The sequence below is a fragment of the Rhodococcus wratislaviensis genome (genome assembly GCF_900455735.1).
Lineage (GTDB): Bacteria > Actinomycetota > Actinomycetes > Mycobacteriales > Mycobacteriaceae > Rhodococcus_F > Rhodococcus_F wratislaviensis.
Map to the genome: position 1 here is coordinate 525,021 of NZ_UAUI01000022.1, position 22,635 is coordinate 547,655.

The 22,635-nt window shown below is 67.4% G+C and carries 21 protein-coding genes; 12 read left to right on the forward strand and 9 right to left on the reverse strand.

All coding sequences use genetic code 11. From position 1 onward, the window contains the following. Positions 1–9: 9 nt before the first annotated feature. From DTA22_RS24980 to DTA22_RS24995, 4 genes are all read left to right on the forward strand, one after another. Complete coding sequence (locus DTA22_RS24980) at positions 10–1,467, forward strand: MDR family MFS transporter (RefSeq protein WP_112301249.1); 1,458 nt, start codon at positions 10–12, stop codon at positions 1,465–1,467. Then, positions 1,464–2,504, forward strand: a complete 1,041-nt coding sequence (locus DTA22_RS24985; protein WP_112301250.1) for a D-2-hydroxyacid dehydrogenase — start codon at positions 1,464–1,466, stop codon at positions 2,502–2,504. Before DTA22_RS24980 ends, DTA22_RS24985 begins: the two co-directional genes overlap by 4 nt. A 40-nt stretch (positions 2,505–2,544) precedes the next feature. Continuing rightward, a complete protein-coding gene (locus DTA22_RS24990) occupies positions 2,545–3,288 on the forward strand; it encodes a hypothetical protein (protein WP_112301251.1) in 744 nt (247 codons plus the stop codon). Positions 3,289–3,415: 127 nt separating this feature from the next. Further along, positions 3,416–3,940: a hypothetical protein gene (locus tag DTA22_RS24995; RefSeq protein ID WP_245973364.1), complete on the forward strand. Its 525-nt coding sequence runs from the start codon at positions 3,416–3,418 to the stop codon at positions 3,938–3,940. A gap of 46 nt (positions 3,941–3,986) precedes the next feature. Here the strand turns inward: DTA22_RS24995 and DTA22_RS25000 are convergent, their stop codons facing one another. Then, complete coding sequence (locus DTA22_RS25000) at positions 3,987–5,405, reverse strand: DUF2252 domain-containing protein (protein WP_245973365.1); 1,419 nt, start codon at positions 5,403–5,405, stop codon at positions 3,987–3,989. A 177-nt stretch (positions 5,406–5,582) separates the two neighbouring features. Here DTA22_RS25000 and DTA22_RS25005 point away from each other — a divergent pair, with 177 nt between their 5' ends. Next, a complete protein-coding gene (locus tag DTA22_RS25005) occupies positions 5,583–6,404 on the forward strand; it encodes a class II glutamine amidotransferase (protein ID WP_037230608.1) in 822 nt (273 codons plus the stop codon). Positions 6,405–6,415: 11 nt separating this feature from the next. On the opposite strand, the gene DTA22_RS25010 is transcribed toward DTA22_RS25005, so the two are convergent. Then, complete coding sequence (locus DTA22_RS25010) at positions 6,416–6,742, reverse strand: amphi-Trp domain-containing protein (RefSeq protein ID WP_037230610.1); 327 nt, start codon at positions 6,740–6,742, stop codon at positions 6,416–6,418. 152 nt (positions 6,743–6,894) lie between these two features. Between DTA22_RS25010 and DTA22_RS25015 the strand changes: the two genes are divergently transcribed. Continuing rightward, complete coding sequence (locus DTA22_RS25015) at positions 6,895–8,496, forward strand: MFS transporter (RefSeq protein WP_112301254.1); 1,602 nt, start codon at positions 6,895–6,897, stop codon at positions 8,494–8,496. Between the two features lie 46 nt (positions 8,497–8,542). Here the strand turns inward: DTA22_RS25015 and DTA22_RS25020 are convergent, their stop codons facing one another. After that, positions 8,543–9,475, reverse strand: a complete 933-nt coding sequence (locus tag DTA22_RS25020) for a LysR family transcriptional regulator (protein ID WP_112301255.1) — start codon at positions 9,473–9,475, stop codon at positions 8,543–8,545. A 214-nt stretch (positions 9,476–9,689) separates the two neighbouring features. Between DTA22_RS25020 and DTA22_RS25025 the strand changes: the two genes are divergently transcribed. The 6 genes from DTA22_RS25025 (at position 9,690) to pyk (ending at position 16,826) form a co-directional block, all read left to right on the forward strand. Then, a complete protein-coding gene (locus DTA22_RS25025) occupies positions 9,690–10,784 on the forward strand; it encodes a tartrate dehydrogenase (RefSeq protein ID WP_112301256.1) in 1,095 nt (364 codons plus the stop codon). Positions 10,785–10,915: 131 nt separating this feature from the next. After that, on the forward strand, positions 10,916–12,385 hold the full coding sequence (dctA, locus tag DTA22_RS25030) for a C4-dicarboxylate transporter DctA (RefSeq protein ID WP_037230616.1): 1,470 nt from the start codon (positions 10,916–10,918) through the stop codon (positions 12,383–12,385). 35 nt (positions 12,386–12,420) lie between these two features. After that, positions 12,421–13,548, forward strand: a complete 1,128-nt coding sequence (locus tag DTA22_RS25035) for a glycerate kinase (RefSeq protein WP_112301257.1) — start codon at positions 12,421–12,423, stop codon at positions 13,546–13,548. A gap of 113 nt (positions 13,549–13,661) precedes the next feature. After that, a complete protein-coding gene (locus DTA22_RS25040) occupies positions 13,662–13,967 on the forward strand; it encodes a WhiB family transcriptional regulator (protein WP_245973520.1) in 306 nt (101 codons plus the stop codon). Between the two features lie 37 nt (positions 13,968–14,004). Then, a complete protein-coding gene (gene eno, locus DTA22_RS25045; protein WP_112301259.1) occupies positions 14,005–15,291 on the forward strand; it encodes a phosphopyruvate hydratase in 1,287 nt (428 codons plus the stop codon). Positions 15,292–15,338: 47 nt separating this feature from the next. After that, the gene (gene pyk, locus DTA22_RS25050) at positions 15,339–16,826 is read left to right on the forward strand and encodes a pyruvate kinase (RefSeq protein ID WP_112301260.1); all 1,488 of its coding nucleotides are present in this window, start codon (positions 15,339–15,341) and stop codon (positions 16,824–16,826) included. On the opposite strand, the gene DTA22_RS25055 is transcribed toward pyk, so the two are convergent. The 6 genes from DTA22_RS25055 to DTA22_RS25080 form a co-directional block, all read right to left on the reverse strand. Next, entirely contained in the window at positions 16,823–18,250 is a 1,428-nt protein-coding gene (locus DTA22_RS25055; protein ID WP_112301261.1) for an amidase family protein, read from the reverse strand. The two genes, pyk and DTA22_RS25055, sit on opposite strands and share 4 nt — an antisense overlap. After that, positions 18,247–19,719 carry a sodium:solute symporter family protein gene (locus DTA22_RS25060; RefSeq protein WP_112301262.1) on the reverse strand — a complete coding sequence of 491 codons (1,473 nt, stop codon included), beginning with the start codon at positions 19,717–19,719 and terminating at the stop codon, positions 18,247–18,249. The genes DTA22_RS25055 and DTA22_RS25060 overlap by 4 nt, the downstream gene beginning before the upstream one ends. Beyond that, complete coding sequence (locus DTA22_RS25065) at positions 19,716–19,964, reverse strand: hypothetical protein (protein WP_037230626.1); 249 nt, start codon at positions 19,962–19,964, stop codon at positions 19,716–19,718. Before DTA22_RS25065 ends, DTA22_RS25060 begins: the two co-directional genes overlap by 4 nt. 151 nt (positions 19,965–20,115) lie before the next feature. Then, positions 20,116–21,066 carry an Lrp/AsnC family transcriptional regulator gene (locus DTA22_RS25070; RefSeq protein WP_037230628.1) on the reverse strand — a complete coding sequence of 317 codons (951 nt, stop codon included), beginning with the start codon at positions 21,064–21,066 and terminating at the stop codon, positions 20,116–20,118. Between the two features lie 38 nt (positions 21,067–21,104). Further along, the gene (gene entS, locus DTA22_RS25075; RefSeq protein ID WP_112301355.1) at positions 21,105–22,355 is read right to left on the reverse strand and encodes an enterobactin transporter EntS; all 1,251 of its coding nucleotides are present in this window, start codon (positions 22,353–22,355) and stop codon (positions 21,105–21,107) included. 17 nt (positions 22,356–22,372) lie between these two features. Continuing rightward, on the reverse strand, positions 22,373–22,612 hold the full coding sequence (locus DTA22_RS25080) for a phosphopantetheine-binding protein (RefSeq protein ID WP_037230630.1): 240 nt from the start codon (positions 22,610–22,612) through the stop codon (positions 22,373–22,375). Between the last annotated feature and the right edge of the window lie 23 nt (positions 22,613–22,635).

The window sequence follows — 22,635 nt, forward strand, 5'->3', positions numbered from 1 at the left end:
AGGTGGGTAATGGCGACGGACACGACCCCGGTCGACGTCGGGTTCCGTTCGGAACGCGGACCGATTCTCGTGTCGCTGATGCTCACGACGTCACTGGTCGCGCTCGATGCGACCATCATCTCCACCGCCGTCTTCACCATCGTCGGGGACCTCGGCGGCTTCTCGCAGTTCCCGTGGCTGTTCTCGATCTACCTGCTCACCCAGGCCGTGTCGGTGCCGATCTACGGCAAGCTGGCCGACATCTTCGGCCGGAAGCCGGTGATGCTCCTGGGCATCGCCCTGTTCGGCGTCGGGTCGGTGCTGTGCGGGATCGCATGGAGCATGCCCGCGCTGATCGCGTTCCGTGCAGTGCAGGGTCTCGGTGCCGGAGCCGTCCAGCCGATGACCATGACCATCGCCGGAGACATCTACACCCTCGCCGAACGCGCCAAGGCCCAGGGCTATCTGGCCAGCGTGTGGGGCATGTCGGCGGTGGTCGGCCCGACCCTCGGCGGGGTGTTCTCCGAGTACCTGTCGTGGCGGTGGATCTTCTTCGTCAACATTCCCCTGTGCCTGCTCGCGGCCGTGATGCTGATCCGCAACTTCGACGAGAAGCAGATCCGCACGAAGCGCTCCATCGACTACGCCGGCGCCGGAATCCTGGCAGTCGGTGCGACACTGCTCATCCTCGGACTCCTCGAAGGCGGGCAGGCCTGGGCATGGAGTTCACCGATCAGCCTCGGCATCTTCGCGGCGGGATTCGTGTTCCTGGTCGTCTTCGTGCTCGTGGAACGGCGCGCCGCCGAACCGGTGCTGCCGCTGTGGGTGTTCACCCGGCGGGTTCTCGCGGCGAGCAGTCTCGTGTCACTTCTGGTCGGGGCGATCGTCCTGGGCCTGACCACCTACGTGCCGACCTTCACGCAGGGCGTCCTCGGGACGGGCGCACTGGTGGCCGGGTTCGCGCTGGCAACCCTGACCATCGGCTGGCCGATCGCCGCGTCGCAGTCCGGGCGCGTGTACCTGCGTTTCGGCTTCCGTGTCACGGCCACCGCGGGAAGCCTGCTGGTGGTGGCGGGCACCGCTCTCACGTTGAGCCTGTCCATCGAGTCGGCGGTGTGGCAGGTGGCGATCTGCTGCTTCGTCATCGGCGGCGGAATGGGTCTCGTCGCGAGCCCGACCCTCATCGCGGCGCAGTCGAGCGTCGACTGGTCGGAACGCGGCGTCGTCACGTCGACCAACATGTTCGCCCGGTCCATCGGGAGCGCCGTGGGGGTCGCCCTGTTCGGCGCCCTCGTCAACGCGCGACTGGGCGGCGCCGACAATCCCGCCCCGGGTGATCTGGCCGGCGCCCTGCATCTGGTGTTCGTGGCCGCCCTCGGCGCGGCCGTCGTACTGGTCGTCGCCGCGGCAGCGATGCCGAAGTCCGCCTCGGCGCCGGAGGTCGAGGACGAGCGCGCCGACGTACGACCGCCGGCTGTGAAGGAGTGACCGTGCCCGACCCGTGCGTCGACGTGCTGATCGCGTCGTATCTGGAGCAGGACCTGGTCGAGAGGATCGCAGGCTGCGACCCTCGGATCCGGGTGTCCTACGCACCCGAACTGCTCCCCCTGCCTCGATGGCACAGCGATCACGTCGGGGTGCCGCGTGAGCTGACGGCCGGCGAGCACGACCGGTGGACGTCGATGTTGCGGACCGCCGACGTCATGTTCGATTTCGACTGGCGCCACCCCGAACGCACACTCGAACAGTCGCCGAAGCTGAAATGGATCCAGGCGACGTCCGCGGGCGCCGGGCAACTGATCGACAAATTCGGGCTGTCGCGGGCGCCGCTGACGGTGACGACCGCTGCGGGAGTCCACGCCGATCCGCTCGCGGAGTTCGCGCTCGCCGGCATCCTGCATTTCGCGCGCGGACTCCCCCGGCTGATCGCCGACCGGCAGTCCCGGACCTGGCGCAAGCAGGAAACGACCGAACTCGCGGGACGTCACGCGCTGATCGTGGGCGCCGGCAAGATCGGCTCGCGCACAGCGGAACTCCTCCGGCGCTTCTCCGTCACCGCCGGCGGGGTCGCCCGCAACCCACGACCCGCAGGCGCGCCCTTCGACAGCATGACCACCACCGACCGGATCGCCGAGCACCTGCCCACCGCGGACATACTCGTGATCTCCTGCGCCCTCACCGACGACACTCGCGGACTGATCGGACGCCGGGAACTCGCCGCCCTCCCCGACGGCGCACTGGTCGTCAATCTCGGCCGGGGGCCGATCATCGACGAAGACGCTCTCGCAGAAGCACTGTCGACGGGCCGGCTGGGTGGGGCGGTCCTGGACGTCACCTCCACCGAACCGCTGCGGGAGGATTCACCGTTGTGGACGGCCGACAACGTCATCCTCAGCCCGCACAGTGCCGCCAACGTGCCGTCCGAGAACGGGAAGGTCGTGGATCTGTTCGTCGAGAACCTCGGACGTTTCCTGTCGGGTGACGCCGCGCTGCTCAACGAGTTCGACTTCGACGCGGGATACTGACTGCGCCGAACGGCCGCCCCCGCTACCGTGGGTATCCACCATGACCGACCGTGACCTCGTCGACCGGATCGACCGGCTCGTGCACGATCAACTCGCGCACCACGACAACCGATCCGGGTACGACTCGAACGTGAACCAGGCCCTGTGCCCGCACTGCGGACGCGAATGGCACGGACTCGCCATCACCGAACGCATGCAGCAGATGCGGCACGCTCGGGCTCTCGACCCGACATACAGCTACGTCCGCGATCACAGCAGGGTGCTGTGCGCGGGTTCGCCGTTCATCGGGCCGATGCCCGAAGAAGTGTTGCTGCTCGCGGGGTTCGATGTGCATGCCGCCTGGCGCGACATGGTGGCGGCGGCACGACAGGCGCCCGATCCGGTCGAGCAACCGGACCCGTTCGACGCGTATCGCACCGCCGGTGCGCCCGGCGACGAACAACCGGCCGTGGGCCTCGCAGGCGGATGCGACCGCGCGTCGTGGCACTGCCCGCAGTGCGGCGACCGAGCGCACTTCCTCGACACCGGCCGCGAACCCAACGCGTTCGCCGTCGCGCTGCGCGCCTACGCCGCGCACATCGCCTCGGCGCACGATCCTGTCGCGGACGACCGGGACGACGCGTCCGCGTTCTCGGCCCGCTGGGCACTCCCCACCCGCGGAGTGCTGTGGGACAGCCGGCACACCGTGATCGGACGATTCGGCCCCGGCGGCAGCGCTTTCGAACCCGGTGCTACCGCACGCGACCTTCGAGGCTTCGGCGGCCCACCGCCCACGCGAGCCTGACCGGAGTCGACGGCCCGACCACTTCACAGAGAGCGCCGGCGAACGGAGACCCATGACGGACGGCCGCGACGAACAGTCGATACAACGCAGAGCTCGCCACCGAACGGAAACGCCGCGGTGGTGGCGGGTGGCGACCGGAATCGTTCTCACTGCATTCGTCGCATTCGTCTGCGCTGCGATGCTGGTGATCACGATTCCGCTCGACCCGGTCTTCCCGTACGTCGTGCTTGCCGGTTTCGCCCTTCTGATTCTGGGTGCCGTGTGGCTGATCCTCGCCGCCGTACAGCTGGGGCGGTACCGGTGGGATCGGCGCATCTGCCTTGCACCGGCGATCGTGGTGCTGACGGCGACCCTCGTGTTCTTCGGTGTGCCGTCCGACCTCGGGTGGCGGCTGTCGGTGGGTGAACTGACCGCGTACGCCCAGACGTGCACCCCATCGTCCGAGGACCAGCGGATCGGCCTGTACGACACCTGGCGGGTCGAGGCTTTCGACACCGGCTGCCATTTCTTCCTCGAAGGCGGCCTGGTCAACCTGGTCGGAGTCGCTCATCTGCCGCACGGCACCGACAAGCTCGGCCGACCCCGGCGCGACGGTGAGATCGGCTATCAGCACATCGAAGGCGACTGGTACCGCTTCATGCAGATCTTCTGAACCGTCCCGGCCGGCGAAGCCGAACCCAGCCGACCGACGTCGCTGTTCAGAAACCGGTGGCTGCGACGACGCGGCCCGCGGCGATGGCCTCGAGCAGGGCCGCATGGTCTCCGGTGTTCTGCTCGGCGTACGTTTCAGCGAATTCTGCTATCGCATGTTCGAATTCGGTGTCGTCCCCGAGATAGGCGGCGATCGCGATCCGATCGCCGGCCCGGGCGTGTGCATAGGCGAGGGCCCGTGCACACATTCGGCCGTACAACATCATGACCTTGGGTGTCTGGGATTCGACCACCGCCGAACCCTTGCCGTCCCGCAGTTGGCGCACGTAGAAGTCCCGCTCGACGCCGTCGGGACCCACGCCACGTTCCCAGCCCAGGAAGATGTCGCTCGCGGCCTGCATCAGCCGCTGTCCGCTGACCACCCGTTCGCCTTCCGTCGCGAACGACGGTCCGTCGACGTAACGCGACAGCACGGACGAACCCGCCTCCTTGACCTGGAGAAACAGCGGATCGTCGTCGTCTGCTCCCAGCATCAGGATGATCCAGGTGCGGGTGCCCACGCTGCCGACCCCGACAACCTTGCGGGCGATCTGCACCATCCGGAACTGGTCGTAGAGGATGCGGTGGTTCCATCGCAGAGACTGCGCGTACACGTTCAGACGGTGTCGGATGTCGCGGTCCAACGATTCGAGGTCCTCGCCCGCGTACAACTCCTCGACCGGGACCAACAGTGGTGGGTCGCTGATGATCCGCCTCTCACCGTCCACCACGGCAGTCAGCTTGGAGAGCGCTTGGACGCTGTCACGGCGCCTCGCCTTCTCGAGAGTTGTGCGGGCGCGTTTCGTGTCTGCCTTGCCCAGCTCGGCTCGAAGCTCCACGAGTTCCGTTGTGGGCTCGATGTGGGAGTACCAGACGGCCAGGTTTCCCAGTTCCGCCTGTTTGGCAATGGTTTCGCGGTACTCGGCGGCGCAGGCGAGGGCAATGTTCCTGGTCTTCTTGCCGCTGAACCCGTTCTCCTGCGCCGCGATCGCGAGGCTGGCGACCAGGCGCTTGACATCCCATTCGAAGGGACCGGGATGTGTCTCGTCGAAGTCGTTGATGTCGAATGCCAGCCGGCGTTCCGGGGTCGCGAAGATTCCGAAGTTGCTCAGGTGCGCATCGCCGCAGAGCTGCGTGCGCAGGCCCGTGGTGGGCGAGCGGGACAGGTCGTCGGCCATGATCGCGGCGGCACCACGGTAGAAGGCGAACGCCGTCGCCGCCATGCGCCCGTACCGGATCGGAACGAGTTCCGCGACTCTCTCCTGTGCCTGCCTCGCGAGGAGGCCCACCGGATCGCGCCGATCGGCGACGCCGTGCTCCGCGAGGGCAGCCGGCGGAGTGTCTCGGCGCGCCGCCGCCCCTCGTTGCGCGCGCTCGGACCGGCCCGGACGCGCCGCCGGTTCGTCGTGTTCCGCGTAGTTCGTCATCGGGCCGTAGATTCCTCGGACATGGCTCTCCGCCTTCCTCGAGCGACGCGATATGGCCGGTTGGTTCCCATTCTCCTCCGCCCGGAGGGGGTCGGCGGCAGATACCAGCATGTTCGTCGGTGAACGGGGGGTGTGATCGCGGTGCCGTTCTGCTTGAATTGATGTATGTGCCGGTGGATGGCGTACTCGGGTGAGCCGATCCTCGCGGAGGACCTGTTGTTCCGACCGGTGCATTCGCTGATCGATCAGAGTCTGCACTCGCGTCTCGGGGCGACGACCACCAATGGTGACGGGTTCGGTGTCGGCTGGTACGGCGAAGGCAGTGAGCCGGCGGTGTACAAGAGCATCGAACCGGCCTGGAACGACAGCAATTTGCGGGAGATCGCCGGTCAGGTGCGAACACCGATGCTGCTCGCGCACGTCCGCGCCTCGACCGGGACGCCCGTGCAGCGCAGCAATTGTCACCCCTTCCGGCACGGGCGGTGGTTGTGGGTCCACAACGGCGCACTGCGCGGATTCCACGAGATCAGACGCGACCTGGTGATGGCCGTCGACCCCTCGCTGTTCTCCGACATCGAAGGGTCGACCGACTCCGAGACGCTGTTCTTCCTCGCCCTGACGTTCGGTCTCGTCGACGATCCGTTCGGTGCCGTTGCCCGGGCGGTCGGCTTCGTCGAAGACGTCGGCCACACATACGGGGTCGAGCATCCGGTGCAGATGACCGTCGCGACCACCGACGGTGAATCGCTGTGGGTCTTCCGCTATTCGAGTGAGCGGCAGTCGAGGTCGCTGTTCTTCTCCACCGAGGTCGCGAAGGTGCGCGCACTGCACCCGGAGGTCGAGGTGCTGCGCGAACTGAGTGGGGAGACCCGCTTCGTGGTCTCCGAGCCCCTCCGCGACCTCGAAGACGCGTGGAACGAAGTGCCGGAATCCTCTGCCGGGGTGGTCCGACCGGGCCAGGACGAAATCCGGCCGTTCGAACCGATCTCACCGGCCTGACTTCGCGAAGCTCACTTGGCGGTGCTCTTGCGAGGCCGCCCCCGACGCGCGGTCTTGACGGGAGGCGGACTCTCCGATTCCGGTTCCGCGTCGGCGGTGGATTCTTCGGACGGATCGTCGCGCCAACTGATTTCGATTTCGATCTCGGTCTCGTCGCCGTCGACCTCTATCTCGAGCTCCCACCGGACCCGGTCGCCGACGACGACGGAAATCGAGTCGCCACCCGAGCCCAGTTCCACCTCGGAGCCGCTCGCGAGGGCCTGTCCGAGCGCGATGAGCCGGTCGGACACCTCTTTCCGGGAGAGCTCGGACTTCCTCTTGATCTCCAGTTTGGGCACGGCGACTCCTCACCTCGGTGCAGTGTCTGATCACCGTAACTGCCGCGAGACCGGTGGCCGGATCGAACCGATAACAAAGTGAAGTTGTAGCTTCGTCGTCCCCACAGTGGGACACTCGGTGCAGCGCTCGATGGACGGACGGTGGGCCTCCTATGATCGAAGAACCGACGACGAGTGATTCGAAGCGGGCAGCCGGCCCACCACGACTCCTCGCGATTCTGTTGGCGATGGCGATGTTCGTGCTCGTCGTCGACACGTCGCTGATGAACGTGTCGATCTCCTCGGTGGTCCGCGACCTCGACACGACCGTCAGCGGCGTCCAGGCGGCGATCGCGCTCGAGGCGCTGGTATCCGCCGCGTTCATCCTTATCGGTGGCAAGGTCGGCGACCTCACCGGACGCAAACGGGCGTATGTGCTCGGCCTGCTCGGCTACGCAGTCGGTGCGACGGCGATGGCACTCGCACAGAGCCTGACCGCGATCATCATCTTCTGGGCCGTGCTGGGTGGAATCGGCGCGTCACTCCTCTTGCCCGCCATGCAGTCCCTCATCCACGGCAACTTCGAAGGCGCCGCTCAGAAGAAGGTCTACGCCCTGGTCGGGGCGGCGGCCGCGATCGCCGCCGCCGTCGGACCGCTGCTCGGCGGTTTCATCACCACCTACCTCTCGTGGCGCGTCGGGTTCGTCCTCGAGGTCGTCATCATCGCGGTCGTCCTGTCCGGCATCAAACTGGTCCGCGATGTGCCGTACACCGGACCCCGAGTCATCGACCTGGTGGGCGCGGCCCTCTCCGTTCTGGGGATGGGCGGCATCGTGCTGGGAATCCTGGTGTGGCAGGAGGGTGGCGAATCCGTAGCGGCGCTCCTGGTGATCGGTGCGACTGCGATGGCCGTGCTGGCGTACTGGCTCGTGCGGCGCAAACGTCAAGGGAAGTCGGCACTGCTGGACCCGGACCTGTTCCGCTCCAAGATCTTCCGGCTGGGCATCTCGGGGCAGATGCTCCAGCAAATCGCCCTGGGTGGCACGATGATCGCGCTGCCGATCTACCTGCAGATGGTGCTCGAGTACAACGCGATGCAGGCGGGCTTGTCTCTCGCACCCCTCTCCCTCAGCATGTTCGCGGTGGCGTTGCTCGCGGGCAAGAAGGCGGGCGACCGGCGCCCGAGCAGCATCATCCGGTGGGGATTCGTGCTTCTCACGATCGGGATCGCGGTACTGATCCCGATCGTGCCGCGCGCCGAGTTCGGCTGGGGCCTCCTGATCCCCCTGATGGTTGCCGGATCAGGGTTGGGATTGCTGGTGTCTCAACTCAACAACTACACACTCGCCCCGATCGAGGAGGAGCGGATCAGCGAAGCCGCCAGCGTCAATTCTGCGGCGGGATCGTTCGGACTATCGTTCGGACTGGCGTTCGCCGGCGCCATCATGCTGGCAACACTGTCGCTCACCTTCACGGCGATGGCGGAATCGAGCACCGTGCTCCCGCCTGCAGAGCAGCAACAGGTCGCGCAGGTGCTCGAGGACGACGCCGAAGTCATGAGCAACACCCAGCTCGAACAACTGCTCGTCGACCAACCCCCGGAAATTCAGGACGAGATCGTCCGCATCAACACGGACGCACGACCCCTCGCCCTTCAGGTCGCACTGCTCATCCCCATCCTCGCCGGCCTCATCGGGGTGTTCAACTCGTTCCGCATGAGGCGGATCCCGGACCCGACACCACAGAACTCGGGCGAAGGGACAGATCTGGGCTGAATCCCCGACAGTCGACACCGCAAGGGGTCGTGGGCACGACTGTCGTTCAGGAGTTTTGCGGGCTCTCCGCTGCAGGCGCTTCCCAGGCGGCGGGTGTTCGCGCCGCATACTTGCGTGCCTCGTCCATGAGCGTCCGCGCGGGTGGTGTGAGGTGGGTTCGCCGGCAGACTGCGGCGACGTGTAGGTAGGACTCGGGGACGATGCGGTGCACGGTGGCGCCGGCCTGCCTGGCCGACGGCGCCCACGACGACGGCATGACGGCCTGCCCGAATCCGCTGAGCACCATCGGCAGGATCGACGTCCGGTGGGCGACCTCGGCGACGATGGTGGCTGCGACGCCGCTGGCGAGGACCTCGTCGACGAGGGTTCGCATCAACGATCCGCGCTGCGAGACGATCAACCGGAATCCGGACAGCTCGGATCTCCGAATCTCCGGGCGGGCCGGTGTTTCGGCGCCCGGCCCGGAGAGGAGGATCAGCGGCTGGCTTTCGAGCGCGACGACGTCGAGTTCGGGGGCGCGCACCGCGGCGGGTGAACCCAGGATCCCGACCTCGCAGACGCCGGTGCGGACGGCGTGCAGCACCTCCTCGGGAGTGAACGCGGCCTCGGCGTTGACGGTGACCGAAGGATAGGTGCGGCTGAAGCTGGTGAGGATCGTGGTGAGGGGTTCGATCCCGGGTGACGGCATCGTGATCAGGTCCACCCGACCGGCGCGCAGCCCTTTCAGCGCATCGACGGACGCCTTCGCGTCCTCGAGATCGCGCAGCACCACGCGGGCAGGACCGACGAGCGTTTCGCCGGCGTCACTGAGCACCAGCCGGCGTCCGACGCGGTGAAAGAGCGGTACCCCGAGTTCCCGTTCGAGCGCGGATATCGACTGGGAGAGCGAGGGCTGCGCGATCAGCAGCGTTTCCGCTGCCCGGTTGATGCCTCCCTGATCGACCACGGCCAGGAAGTACCTCGACTGACGTGCGTCCATCCGAACCCCTCATTTCCGTCGATCTGCGCCGACCCCTCGAGGGGGACCGTCGGGCGCCTGCAAGCGTGCACACTCACTCTACCTGCGAAAACACGTTTCGATTAGGTGAAACCTATAAGCCGGATCGAGTCTTGGTCATGGACGCTGCGCGATTGTGACGGGTTAATGAATGCATCACACACTGTGACGAGCACAACACGATGGAGGCAACGACATGGCACCGCAGACGTTCAAGATTGCATCGATCCCCGCCGACGGCGTCGGCAAGGAGGTCGTCGCTGCCGGACGGCGAGTGCTCGACGTCCTCGCAGAACAGTCCGGTGGGCGCTTCGCCTTCGAGTGGGACGAATTTCCCTGGGGATGCGGGTACTACGAGCAGACCGGGAAGATGATGGCCGATGACGGCCTCGACACCCTGAAGGCGTTCGACGCCATCTACTTCGGCGCGGTCGGCTGGGAGAACGTCCCCGACCACATCAGCCTCTGGGGACTGCGGCTCAACATCACCCAGAACTTCGACCAGTGGGCCAATGTGCGGCCCGTGAAGTTCCTCCCCGGCGTGCAGTCCCCGCTGCGCAAGGCCGACGACACCGAACTCGACTGGGTCGTCGTCCGGGAGAACAGCGAAGGCGAGTACGCCGGCCTCGGCGGACGTAACCTCAGCGGCCGCGGACCGGGCAACGAGGTCGCGCTGCAGACAGCGCTGTTCACCGAGAAGGGCTGCGAGCGCATCATGCGGTTCGCGTTCGACCTGGCCCGCACCCGCACGGTGAAGAAGGTTTCCAGCGTCACCAAGTCCAACGCCCAGCAGTACGGCATGGTCCTGTGGGACGAGGTCTTCAACCGCGTCGCCCTCGACTACCCCGACGTCGCGACCGAAAGCGTCCTCGTCGACGCCATGAGCGCGAAGTTCATCCTGCACCCGGAAGACCTGTCCGTGGTGGTGGCGTCGAATCTCAACGCCGACATTCTCTCCGACCTCGGCTCCGCGCTCGCGGGAAGCCTCGGTGTCGCGGCGAGCGCGAACCTCAACCCCGAGCGCCGCTTCCCGAGCATGTTCGAACCCGTCCACGGTTCCGCACCCGACATCGCGGGCCAGGGCATCAGCAACCCGATCGGCGCGATCGCCAGCGCCGCCCTGATGCTCGACCACTTCGGACTGCACGACGAGGCACGCCGCGTCGAAGCCGCCATCGAGGCCGCCACCGCGAGCGGGGCACTGACCCGCGACATCGGCGGCTCGTCGGACACCGACGCTGTCACCGAGGCGATCGTGCACGCTCTGCAGACCGCGCTGACCCCGGCCTGACCTGCAATCCACATGCGCAGCCGGCCCGACTCGGCAGGATCTGCCGGGTCGGGCCCCCACCCCTCGAACGGTCGGTAACTCTCGACCACCCCGTCTTCACACCCTGAACACTCTCACCCGAGGTGAATGTCATGGAAACACCCAGCAGCGCAGCGAGTTACCACCCGGCGACGGTGAAGAAACCGTGGTACAGGCAACTGTACTTCTGGGTTCTCATCGCGATCGTGCTCGGCATCCTGGTCGGGTGGCTCTGGCCGGACACCGGCGAGGCGATGGAGCCGATCGGCACCACCTTCATCACGGCCATGAAGATGCTGATCTGCCCGATCGTGTTCCTGACGATCGTCGGCGGCATCGCGAGTGTCGCGGACCTGAAGAAGGTCGGGCTGACCGGGATCAAAGCGCTGACCTACTTCCAGGTCGGAACGATCCTCGCGCTGCTCACCGGCCTCGTCGCGATCAACCTCTTCCGCCTCGGGGACGGGGTGAACGCGGACGCCGCCTCGCTGGAAACGACCGACTCCGCCAACAAACTGATTCAGACCGGTGAAGAGAAACAGTGGTGGGAGTTCATCACCCACCTGGTCCCGGACAGCGTGTTCGGCCCGTTCGTCGAGGGCGACATCCTCCAGGTCATATTCCTCGCCGTCATCTTCGGGGTCGCCATCAACGCGGTGGGACAGATCGCCGCACCGATCCGGGACGCCGTCGAACGCCTCACCGCGGTCGTCTTCAAGGTCCTGAGTTTCATCATGAAGCTCGCACCCCTCGGTGCGTTCGGCGCCATGGCCTTCGCCATCGGCAAGTACGGTGTCTCCACCCTCACCAGCCTCGGCAGCCTGATCCTGCTGTTCTACGTCACATCCGCGTTCTTCGTCTTCGTGGTCCTCGGATCGGTCATGGCGTACCTGCGGCTCAACATCTTCCGCATGCTCGGATTCTTCAAGGAAGAACTCCTGCTCATTCTCGGCACCTCCACTGCCGAGCCCGCGCTGCCCGGTTTGATGCGGAAGCTGGAGTACGCCGGAGTCAAGAAGCCCACGGTCGGGCTCGTCGTGCCCACCGGCTACAGTTTCAACCTCGACGGGGCCGCCATCTACCTCTCCCTCGCCGCGCTGTACATCGCGCAGGCCACCAACACCGACCTGTCGATTCCGCAGCAGCTCGGTCTCCTCGGCGTCATGCTCCTCACCTCCAAGGGTGCCGCAGGTGTTGCCGGAGGCGGATTCATCGCACTGACAGCAACATTGAGCACACTCGGCACCATCCCCGCAGCCGGCATCATGCTCATCTTCGGTATCGACAAGTTCATGTCCGAATGCCGCGCCCTGGTGAACTTCATCGGCAACGCCGTCGCCACCCTGTTCGTCGCCAAATGGAACCACGAACTCGACGTCGACCGCGCCCGCCGCGTGTTCTCCGGTGAAGTGCTTCCCCCACCGGACGGTGACGTCGAGAACGACTTCGACATGGAGATCCTGGAACAGGAACCGCGGGAAAAGCATCACCACCACGAACCGCGCCACGACGACACCGTCCGCATCGACCACGAACGGCTCGACCACGCGGCGACGACGCCCGCGCACTCCACCCAGCGATGACCGCACCCCGCACTGCATACGAGAAGGGAAGGCCGATGAGGGTTCTGGTTGCCCCGGACAAGTTCAAGGGATCGCTCACCGCGGCGCAGGTCGCCGAGCATCTCTCGGCCGGGCTCGCCGCCGCGGGTCTCGACAGCAGGCGGTTACCGCTCGCCGACGGCGGTGACGGCAGCGTCGACGCAGCGGTGGCGGTCGGATTCACCCCGCACCCGATCACCGTTGCCGGCGCGACCGGAACACCGCAGCGCGGACGAATCGCTGTCACGGGAACCACCGCGGTCGTCGAGGTCGCGAACACGTGCGGTCTCGCGACTCTTCCCGGCGGCCGCCGAGTCCCTCTCGACGCAGCGAGTCTGGGTATGGGCCAGGCGATCGGGCACGCCCTGCGCCATCACCCCACACGGTTGGTCCTGGCCCTGGGCGGGTCCGCCAGCACGGACGGCGGTATAGGCATGCTCGCCGCGTTGGGTTTCATCTTCTACGACGCCCACGGCCGACAGCTCCGGGCGTGTGGGAGGACTCTGCCGGACGTCCATTCGGTGGATGCATCCCGCGCGGTGAACCTGTCCGGAGTCGAGATCGTGGTCGCCGGCGATGTCACCAATCCGCTGACCGGACCGACCGGTGCCGCCGCGGTCTACGGTCCACAGAAGGGCGCCACCGAGGCCGACGTGCAGTTCCTCGACACCGGCCTGAACACCCTGATCGATGCCCTGACCCGCAGCGGTTATCCCGAGGCCAGGAGGGTGGCGAACTCCCCCGGCGCCGGCAGCGCCGGCGGGATCGGATTCGCCGCCATGCTGCTCGGCGCGCGCATGGTCTCGGGCGCCGACTACTTCCTCGACCTGCTCGACTTCGACGGCTACGTCGCAGGAATGGACCTGGTGATCACCGGCGAGGGAAGCATCGACGACCAAACCGAACACGGCAAACTCCTCACCATCCTGGCTCGCCGCGCCCACCCCGTGCCCGTCGTCGCGGTCGCCGGCCGCAACACCCTTCCCCGGACTCATTGGGCGGCGGCAGGATTCGATTTCATATACGCGCTCGGCGACTACACCGATCGCGACACTGCCGCCGACCCCGACCTGACCGCCGAACTCCTCGCCCGGATCGGGCACGACATCGGAGACAACGTGGCAGCCCCGGCCATCGCGCGATGACCGGTCCAACCGGGCGCCGCGCCCTGCCCCCGATCACGCCGTGGCAGCGGCATACCCCGCCGGTTGCGGAGTCGAAGGATGACATCGTGGATCCCGTCCTCGCCCACAAGGCGATCCAGCGATACACCACCTCCGCCGCCGAACTCCCCCGCCCCCGCACCGAACTCTGGGACTGGCAGCTGCACGCGTTGTGCCGCGGCAGCGACACCGCCGTGTTCTTCCCGCCCACCAACTTGCGCGGGCCGGCGCGGACGCGAATCGAATACCGTGCCAAACGGATCTGCCAGGACTGCCCCGTCCTCACCGAATGCCGCGAACACGCTCTCGAAGCAGGCGAACCCTACGGGGTCTGGGGTGGGATGACCGCCAGGGAACGCGCACTGCATCCCCGCCGACTGCTCGAAACCCTCTCTTGCTGAACAACAGTCAGCACACCTATCGTCAGGAGCATTCTTCGTGTCCCACATCGTCCAGGTCGGAGCCCGTGAGATCCTCGATTCCCGTGGTAACCCCACGGTGGAGGTCGAGGTGCTGCTCGACGACGGAAGTTTCGCTCGCGCCGCGGTCCCGTCGGGTGCATCGACCGGTGAGCACGAGGCCGTCGAACTGCGTGACGGCGGCGACCGGTACGGCGGCAAGGGTGTCGAGAAGGCCGTCGAGGCCGTCCTGAGCGAGATCGCTCCGGCCATCATCGGGATCGACGCCACCGAGCAGCGGACCGTCGACCAAGCCCTGCTGGACGCCGACGGCACCCCGGACAAGTCGCGTCTGGGCGCCAACGCGCTGCTGGGTGCGTCGCTGGCAGTGGCCCGCGCGGCCGCCGAGTCGTCGGGTCTGGATCTCTTCCGTTACGTCGGCGGCCCCAACGCCCACGTCCTTCCCGTCCCGATGATGAACATCCTCAACGGTGGTGCACACGCCGACACCGGTGTCGACGTCCAGGAGTTCATGGTCGCCCCGATCGGGGCCGCCACGTTCAAGGAGTCGCTGCGCTGGGGCGCCGAGGTGTACCACGCACTCAAGTCGGTGCTGAAGGAGAAGGGCCTGGCCACCGGTCTCGGTGACGAGGGCGGCTTCGCCCCCGACGTCGCGGGCACCAAGGAAGCGCTGGATCTGATCAGCGTCGCGATCGGCAAGACGGGCCTGGTGCTGGGCACCGACGTGGCGCTGGCGCTCGACGTCGCCGCCACCGAGTTCTACACCGACGGAACCGGCTACAAGTTCGAGGGCAGCAACCGGACCGCGGAGGAGATGGCGGCGTTCTACGCCGAGCTGGTCGATGCCTACCCGATCGTGTCCATCGAGGACCCGCTGGACGAGGACGACTGGGACGGCTGGGTCTCCTTGACCGATCAGATCGGCAACAAGGTCCAGCTCGTCGGTGACGACCTGTTCGTCACCAACCCGGAGCGTCTGGAAGAGGGCATCGTCAAGGGCGCCGCGAACGCGCTGCTGGTGAAGGTCAACCAGATCGGCACGCTGACCGAGACCCTCGACGCCGTCGACCTCGCGCACCGCAACGGCTACAAGACGATGATGAGCCACCGGTCCGGTGAGACCGAGGACACCACCATCGCCGACCTCGCGGTCGCCGTGGGCAGCGGTCAGATCAAGACCGGTGCCCCCGCCCGCAGCGAGCGCGTCGCCAAGTACAACCAGCTGCTGCGCATCGAGGAGAACCTGGGCGACGCCGCCCGCTACGCCGGCGAGGTCGCATTCCCCCGATTCGCATCTACCCGCTGACGCTCTGCACGACACGCTCCGCCGTTTCCGCACAACGAAGGACCACAATGACTCTCACCGACATCCACTCGTCACTCGCTGCCGAGGTCGACTCGGCTTCACTGCTGTCTCCGCGCAGGGCGAAGATCGTCTGCACGCTCGGCCCTGCCACCGCCACCGACGAACGCACCCACGCCCTCGTCGAAACCGGGATGGACATCGCCCGCCTGAATTTCAGCCACGGCGACCACACCGACCACGAGGCCAACTACCGGCGCGTCCGCGCCGCGGCCGGCAGCACCGGCCGGGCCGTGGGAATCCTCGCGGACCTGCAGGGACCGAAGATCCGCCTCGGCCGCTTCGCCGACGGCGCGGCGGTGTGGGCGGCCGGGGAACAGGTCCGGATCACCGTCGAGGAGTGCGAGGGCACCCACGACCGGGTCTCGACCACCTACCGCCAGCTCGCCGAGGACGCGCGGCCCGGTGACCGCCTCCTGGTCGACGACGGCAAGATCGCGCTGACCGTCATCGACGTCGACGGCAACGACGTGGTATGCCGGGTGACCGACGGCGGCCCGATCAGCAACAACAAGGGCGTGTGTCTGCCCGGGATGAACGTCTCCGTTCCCGCCCTGTCCGACAAGGACATCGACGACCTCGAATTCGCCCTGCGCCTCGGGGTGGACCTGATCGCCCTGTCGTTCGTGCGCTCCCCCACCGACATCGACCGCGTCCACGAGGTGATGGACCGGATCGGCCGGCGGGTGCCGGTGATCGCGAAGATCGAAAAACCCGAGGCCGTCGACGACATCGAGGCGATCGTGCGCGCCTTCGACGCGGTCATGGTCGCGCGCGGCGACCTCGGGGTCGAGGTCCCCCTCGAGCGGGTGCCGTTGATGCAGAAGCGGATCGTGCAGATCGCCCGGGAGAACGCCCGACCGGTGATCGTGGCGACGCAGATGCTCGAGTCGATGATCGACAATTCCCGGCCCACCCGGGCGGAGGCGTCGGACGTGGCCAACGCGGTCCTCGACGGCGCGGACGCGGTGATGCTCTCCGGGGAAACCTCCGTCGGCGCCCACCCGATCGAGACGGTCGCGACGATGGCGCGGATCCTCTCCGCCGTCGAACACGAATCCACCACCGTTCCCGCCCTGACACACATCCCGCGAACCCACGGCGGCGTGATCTCGTTCGCCGCCCGCGACATCGGCGAACGGCTGAACGCCACCGCGCTCGTGGCGTTCACCCAGTCCGGGGACACCGTGCGACGTCTCGCCCGGCTCCACACCCCGCTACCGCTGCTGGCGTTCACCCCGGTACCCCGGGTGCGCCACGAACTCGCTCTCACCTGGGGCACCGAAACCTTCCTCGTCGACCCGGTCGAATCGACCGACGAAATGATCCGCCAGGTCGACACCGCCCTCCTCCGACTGGGCCGCTACCGGCGCGGCGACCTCGTCGTCATCGTCGCCGGCTCACCCCCGCACACCGTCGGATCCACCAACCTCATCCACGTCCACCGGATCGGCGAGGACGACTTCACGCAGAGTTAGACGTGCGCTGCCCCGTCGAGCAGGTGCGGCCGCGTCGCTCCGACGGGGTTGAGCTGCTCGTAGGCCCGCGCCACGTCGAGCAGGAACAGGTCGTTCCCCGGGGCCGCGACGATCTGCACGCCGACCGGCAGACCGTCGGCGCTGAACCCGGCGGGAACGGAGATCGACGGGCAACCCAGCACCGTCACGGTCAACGCCGACGTCATCCAGTCGAGGTAGTCGTCGCAGCGGCGACCGTCGACCGCTGCCGGGTACTCGAGTTCGGCGTCGAACGGGAGCACCTGAGACACGGGCATCACCAGGATGTCGTGGTCGGTGAAGAAGTCGACGGCACGATTCTGGATATCCGCCTGCGTCACCATGGCTTTCGCGATGTCGTCGGCGGAGAGCCGGTCTGCCTGCCGGATGTTGTCGAGCAGCGATGGCTTCAGCAGTTCGGGGGTGGCGTCGGCGCGGTCGCCGAGGTCGATCTTGAACCGCCATGCCCGCAGGGTGCGGAACACCCACTCGGCGTCGGGAATCGACGGTGCGTCCTCGGCCACCACCGCACCCGCGGCGGCGAAGATCGACGACTGCCGGTCGTGGATCTCGCGGACCGGCGCGTCCACGGGGAAGATGCCGTTCAGGTCCGCGGACACCGCGACACGCAGACCCTGCAGGCCGGCGACGCCGAGGCGCGGCGCGAGGGCGTCGGCGCTGAGCGAGCTGCGGATTCGCGCGTCGGGTCCGGAGATCACCGACAGCAGCAGTTCCAGGTCGTCGACGTTCCGGGCCATCGGTCCCTGCGTCACGAGTGCGTCCCAGGGCGCGCTGTTCGGCCAGCACGGAACACGGCCCGGTGTGGGGCGCAATCCGACGACGTTGCAGAACGACGCCGGGTTGCGCAGCGAACCGCCCATGTCGCTGCCGTCGGCGAGCGCGACGAGTCCCGCACCGAGCGCGGACGCGGCGCCGCCGCTCGAGCCACCCGCGCTCTTGGTGGGGTCGTACGGGTTGGTGGTGGTCCCGAAGACGGGGTTGAACGTGTGCGAGCCGGCGGCGAACTCGGGGACGTTGGTCTTGCCGATCGTGACGGCGCCCGCCGCGGTGACGCGTTCGGCGATCAGCTCACTGGTCTCGGGCACGTTGTCGACGAGGAGCGGTGAGCCCGCCACCGTGGGGAATCCGGCAACGTCGTGAGTGTCCTTGAACGCGAACGGCAGTCCGTGCAACGGTCCCACCGGGGTCCCGGCGGCCGTCTGTGCGTCGGCGGCGGCAGCGGTGGCGTGCGCGCGGTCCAGGTCGAGGCTGACGAGCGCGTTGACCGTCGGATTCACCTGCGCGATCCGGTCCGTGTGCAGGTCGAGCAACTCGCGGGCCGAGATGTCCTTGCTACGGAGTGCGGCGAGCATCTCTCGCGCGGTCGAGTAGTGATCGATGGTCATTTCGAGGTCTCCAGGATCGGGGTGGCGGCGGAAAGGTCCTCCGACGACGCGGCGGTCGGGGTGCGAGGACGAGTGGTGCGGACGACGGCCTCCACGACGGCGATCACCGCGAGGTTGAGGACCAGTCCGCAGATGCCGGCGTCGATGTTGGCGAGGTTCAGTTCGAAGACGGTCATCACGATGACGGTGAGCATTCCCGCGACGAGACCGGCGAACACGGATTGCTTCGCGAGCAACGGCTTCTCGGGCAGCGCCAGCGCCAGTCCCGGGGCGAGCTGGCTGAGACCACCGAACGTGAGCAGCAGCAGGTTGGCGAGCAGATCGGGGCGCGTCAGGCCGAGTACGAGAGCCATGGTGGCAGCCGCGATCACGACCAGGTGGTTGAACCGGAGCTTCGTGCGCTCGCTCTCGATCTTCACCAGGTTGTGCGAAGCCAGTGTCGAGATGCCGATGCAGATGGCGCCGGCGGGCAGCATCGCGGCGGACGCGGCGGCGATCGCGATCAGTCCGAGCGCCCAGTTCGGCAGGGCTCCCCCGGCCAGCGTGAGCAGGACGGCGTTACTGCTGGTGTTGGGATTCAGGGCGAGGATCCCGACGAAGCCCAGCATGATCGGGAGAATCATCACCACCTGGTACATCGGCAGAAAAGTGTTGTTGGAGCGGATCACTCGACCGTTCTTGGCGGCCAGCAGCGGCGGCCAGAGGTGCGGGGTGGTGAGGAACCCGCAGCCGATCGCGGAGATCAGCAGGCTGGTGGTCCACCAGACCTTGTCGTAGTCGCCGGGGTTCACGGTCAGCATCTCGCTGTGGGTCTGGGCGATCTGGCCGAACACGTCGCCGATGCCACCGGCGAAATGCAACGGGATCACGATGGACAGCGCCACGACGGCGAGCAGGATCAGCACGTCCTTGACATAGGCCGTGCGGGCCAGGCCGTGGATGCCGGCCCACAGCACGAACCCGACGACGAGGACGGTCGCGACGATCATGCTCAGCGTGCCCGAACTCGCGCTGCCCGTGACGAGACGGACGATCAGCCCGAGGCCGGTGATCTGCAACTGCAGGTACGGCAGCAGGAAGATGATGCCGCACAGGGCGACGAGCCGGCCGAGGAGCGGGCTGCGGTACCGGTCCGCGAAGAAGTCCGCCTGGGTGATGTAGCCGCGGTCCTTGCTGAGCTTCCAGATCCGCGGTCCGATGAAATACAGGGCCACGTAGCCGAGCGGGATGTACGGGATGGCGTAGGTGGCACCGATACCCGCGGTGAACGCGATACCGGCGACCCCGAGGAACGTGAACGTGGTGAACGATTCGCCGGCCTGCAGGAAGAAACTGGTGACCACACCGAAGTTTCGCTTGCCGACCGTCCACTCGCTCAGGTTCTGAGCGCGTTTCCGGCGTCCACCGACGGCGATCACGGCCAATCCGATCATCCCGGCCAGGGTGATCCACAGAGCTGAGTTCGTCATAGGGTCGCCTCCTCGTGCGGCCGGACGAGGCCGAACTCCACCGCCGCCAGCGCGGGCAGCAGCAGGAGCACCCAGGCCGAGCACCACACGAGCAGCCGGGGCATCCCCAGCCACAGATCGGCCGTATTCACAAACGGCAGCCACACGGCGGTGACGAGTGCGAGCACCGGGGCGACCGGGACGAGCAGCAGCCAGCGGCGCTGCGGCGAATCCTCGATCGCCCCGAGAATGGCGTCTCGTTGCATGCTGTTCCTTCTTCCATCCAGGGAGTAGAGGAAGCATGCGTGGTGCGGATCACAGCACTCAACCGCTGGACGAGGTTCGGCGAAATCGGCCACCAGCCTGTCGGAGATCGCAATCAGGTGCGCCTGAGGGACCGTCCGATGTCGAAATCCGTCACATTGCCCGGCCACTGCGTTTGACCGCCTGCACCACCATGTTGGTTTCCAGCGCCAGCGCGTCCGCCACCCACGGTGCGGTGGTGATGTAGTCGTAGAGCACCGACTCGTCCGGCGCGGCGATGTTGGCGACCACCTGGTACTCGCCCGCCGTGCCGGCGGCGTACCGCACGTACGGCATCTCGAGCATCCCCCGCACGAGCGGTTCGATCCGGTTGCGCTGGGTCTTGATGAACAGCATCGCCTCGGCACGCAGCCCGAACAGTGCCGGATCCACCACCACCCGGAGACTGATCGCACCCTCGGTGAGCAACGACTGGACGCGTCGCCGCGCCGTCGCCTCGGACACACCCGCGGTCCGGGCGAGCGCCGTGGTGCCCACCCGCCCGTTCTGCATCAGTTCGCGGATGATCGTCCGGTCGACGGGATCCCGGGTGCCGCGTTCCAGATCCGTGAGGAAGTTCGCCAGAGGGGCCACCCCGCCGATCGCCTCCTTCTCGGCGGGGGTCAGCACCCCGGCCTCCCATTCGCGGACCGTGCGGAAGTACCGCAGCACGGGGTCGGTCCAGCTCCGGACGACGCCCATCGTCGCGGGCAGTTCGTCCATGACGAGCTTCGGGAGGCGGTCCCGGGACACGTGTATTTCGGCCACACAGTCGGCGGTGCCGGTGAGGATGTACACGAAGATGCAGTCGCTGCGCTGAGCGAGGGCGCTCGCTGCCACCCGCACCGTTCCCGGGGAGCACTGGAGGCGGACGATCGCGGTGCCGCCGCTGTTCGCGACCGCGGTGACGGCCACCCGGCCGGACTCGAGGAGCGCGATGCCGTGCCGGGTCACGTTCCGCTCGGGTTCGCCGAGCGCCTGGGCGATGCGGCTCCAGGAACACCGCCCGTCGACCTGGAGGGCGGCGACGATCCGCTGATCGAGCGAGAACCTGCGTTCGGTCATTGCAGTGCCTGCCCTCCATGCCACGTGTGCATGCGATGTTAGGCCACGGGCGTCGGTGTCCGGCTTTCGTCCAGCCGGCGCAGGGTCGGGAGAATCGCCCAGAGCAGCACCGTCGCCACCAACCCGGTGGCTCCGTACACGGTCAGCGCCAGGTGCACCGGGACCACGGCCGCGACCACCCCCGCCACGAACGCGCCGACCGACGCACCGGCGGTGACCTGCGCAGTCCACACCCCGGCGATGCGCCCGTGATAGTCGTCCGGCGTGTATTTCTGGACCGTCGCGAAGCGGAGGATGTCGGCCACCGCTTCGCCGAAGCCGTGCGCGAGGAGTCCGAGCACCGCGACGATCACCGACCCCATGGCGCCTGCCCCCACCAGACCCGCCGCGGAGATCAGCATCGCGAGGAACACGACGAGTCCGGAGCGTCGCACCGTCCCCGTCCAACCGCTGGTGAGCGAACCGACGACCGCACCGATCGCGGGCGCCGCGTACAGCAGACCCACGGCCGAGGGGCCGACTCCGAGCACCTCACTGGCGTACTCGGGAATGAGGACCGCCCAGCCGGCGAGCAGCATGGACACGAATCCGGCGAGCAGCAATCCGCCGATCACCCGGTCACCGATCGCGAACCGGAATCCCCCGGCCACCGAACGCAACGGCGACTCGGACACCTCGGTGGGTGGTGGGAGCGAGGGCAGCCGGGTGATGCAGAACGTCGTGACCGCTGTGGTGATCGCCGCGAGCGTGTAATTGGCACCCACCCCGCCGAGGGCGATCACGACGCCACCGAGCGCGGGACCGATCATCGACCCGAGGTCGGCGGTCAAGGCCATCAGTGCCCCTGCCGCGGCCAGCTTGTCCCGCGGAATGAGGCTGGGGGTCACAGCCATCAGGGCCGTCGCCGAAATGCCGCCACACGCCCCGTCCACGACGGCGCAGAGGTAGATCACCCACACCTGCGGTTCGGGAAGGAACGCGTTGACGGCCAGCACGGCGAAGAACACACCGGCCGAGCCGCGGGCGATCGCGATGACACGACGGCGATCACACCGGTCGGCCAGTGCGCCGCCGACGAACGTGGCGCCGAACGTGGTGAGGCCCAGCACCGTTGCGACGGCCGCGACGTGCGCGGTCGAGCGGGTGAGGTCGTACATCTGCAGGGGGATCGCCACCACGAGGAAGCCGAGCCCGAAGATCGACACCACCCGGGCGACGAAGATGTACCGGAACTCGCGGCTGGTCCGCAGCGGGTCGATGTCGATGACCAGTTTGTCGAGGAGCTGCACGGTGATCGAGCCCCGGGTCACTTCGCCACGAGCTCGTCGACCCAGTTGTCGAGCACCGGTGTGCTGGCCAGCGTCACGAAGTCGACATCCGCTCCGGCACTGCGCCACTCCTCGACGAGCGCCATCAGCCGCACCGAGTCGAGCCCCTGATCGACCAGGCTCACGTCGGCCACCAGTTCGTCCAACTCGACGTCCAGGACGCGCGCCGTGTCGGCGAAGATCTGTGCCCGGTCGAGCGTTCCGTTGTTGTCGGTCATGCCATCTCCCTTGTCGACTACCT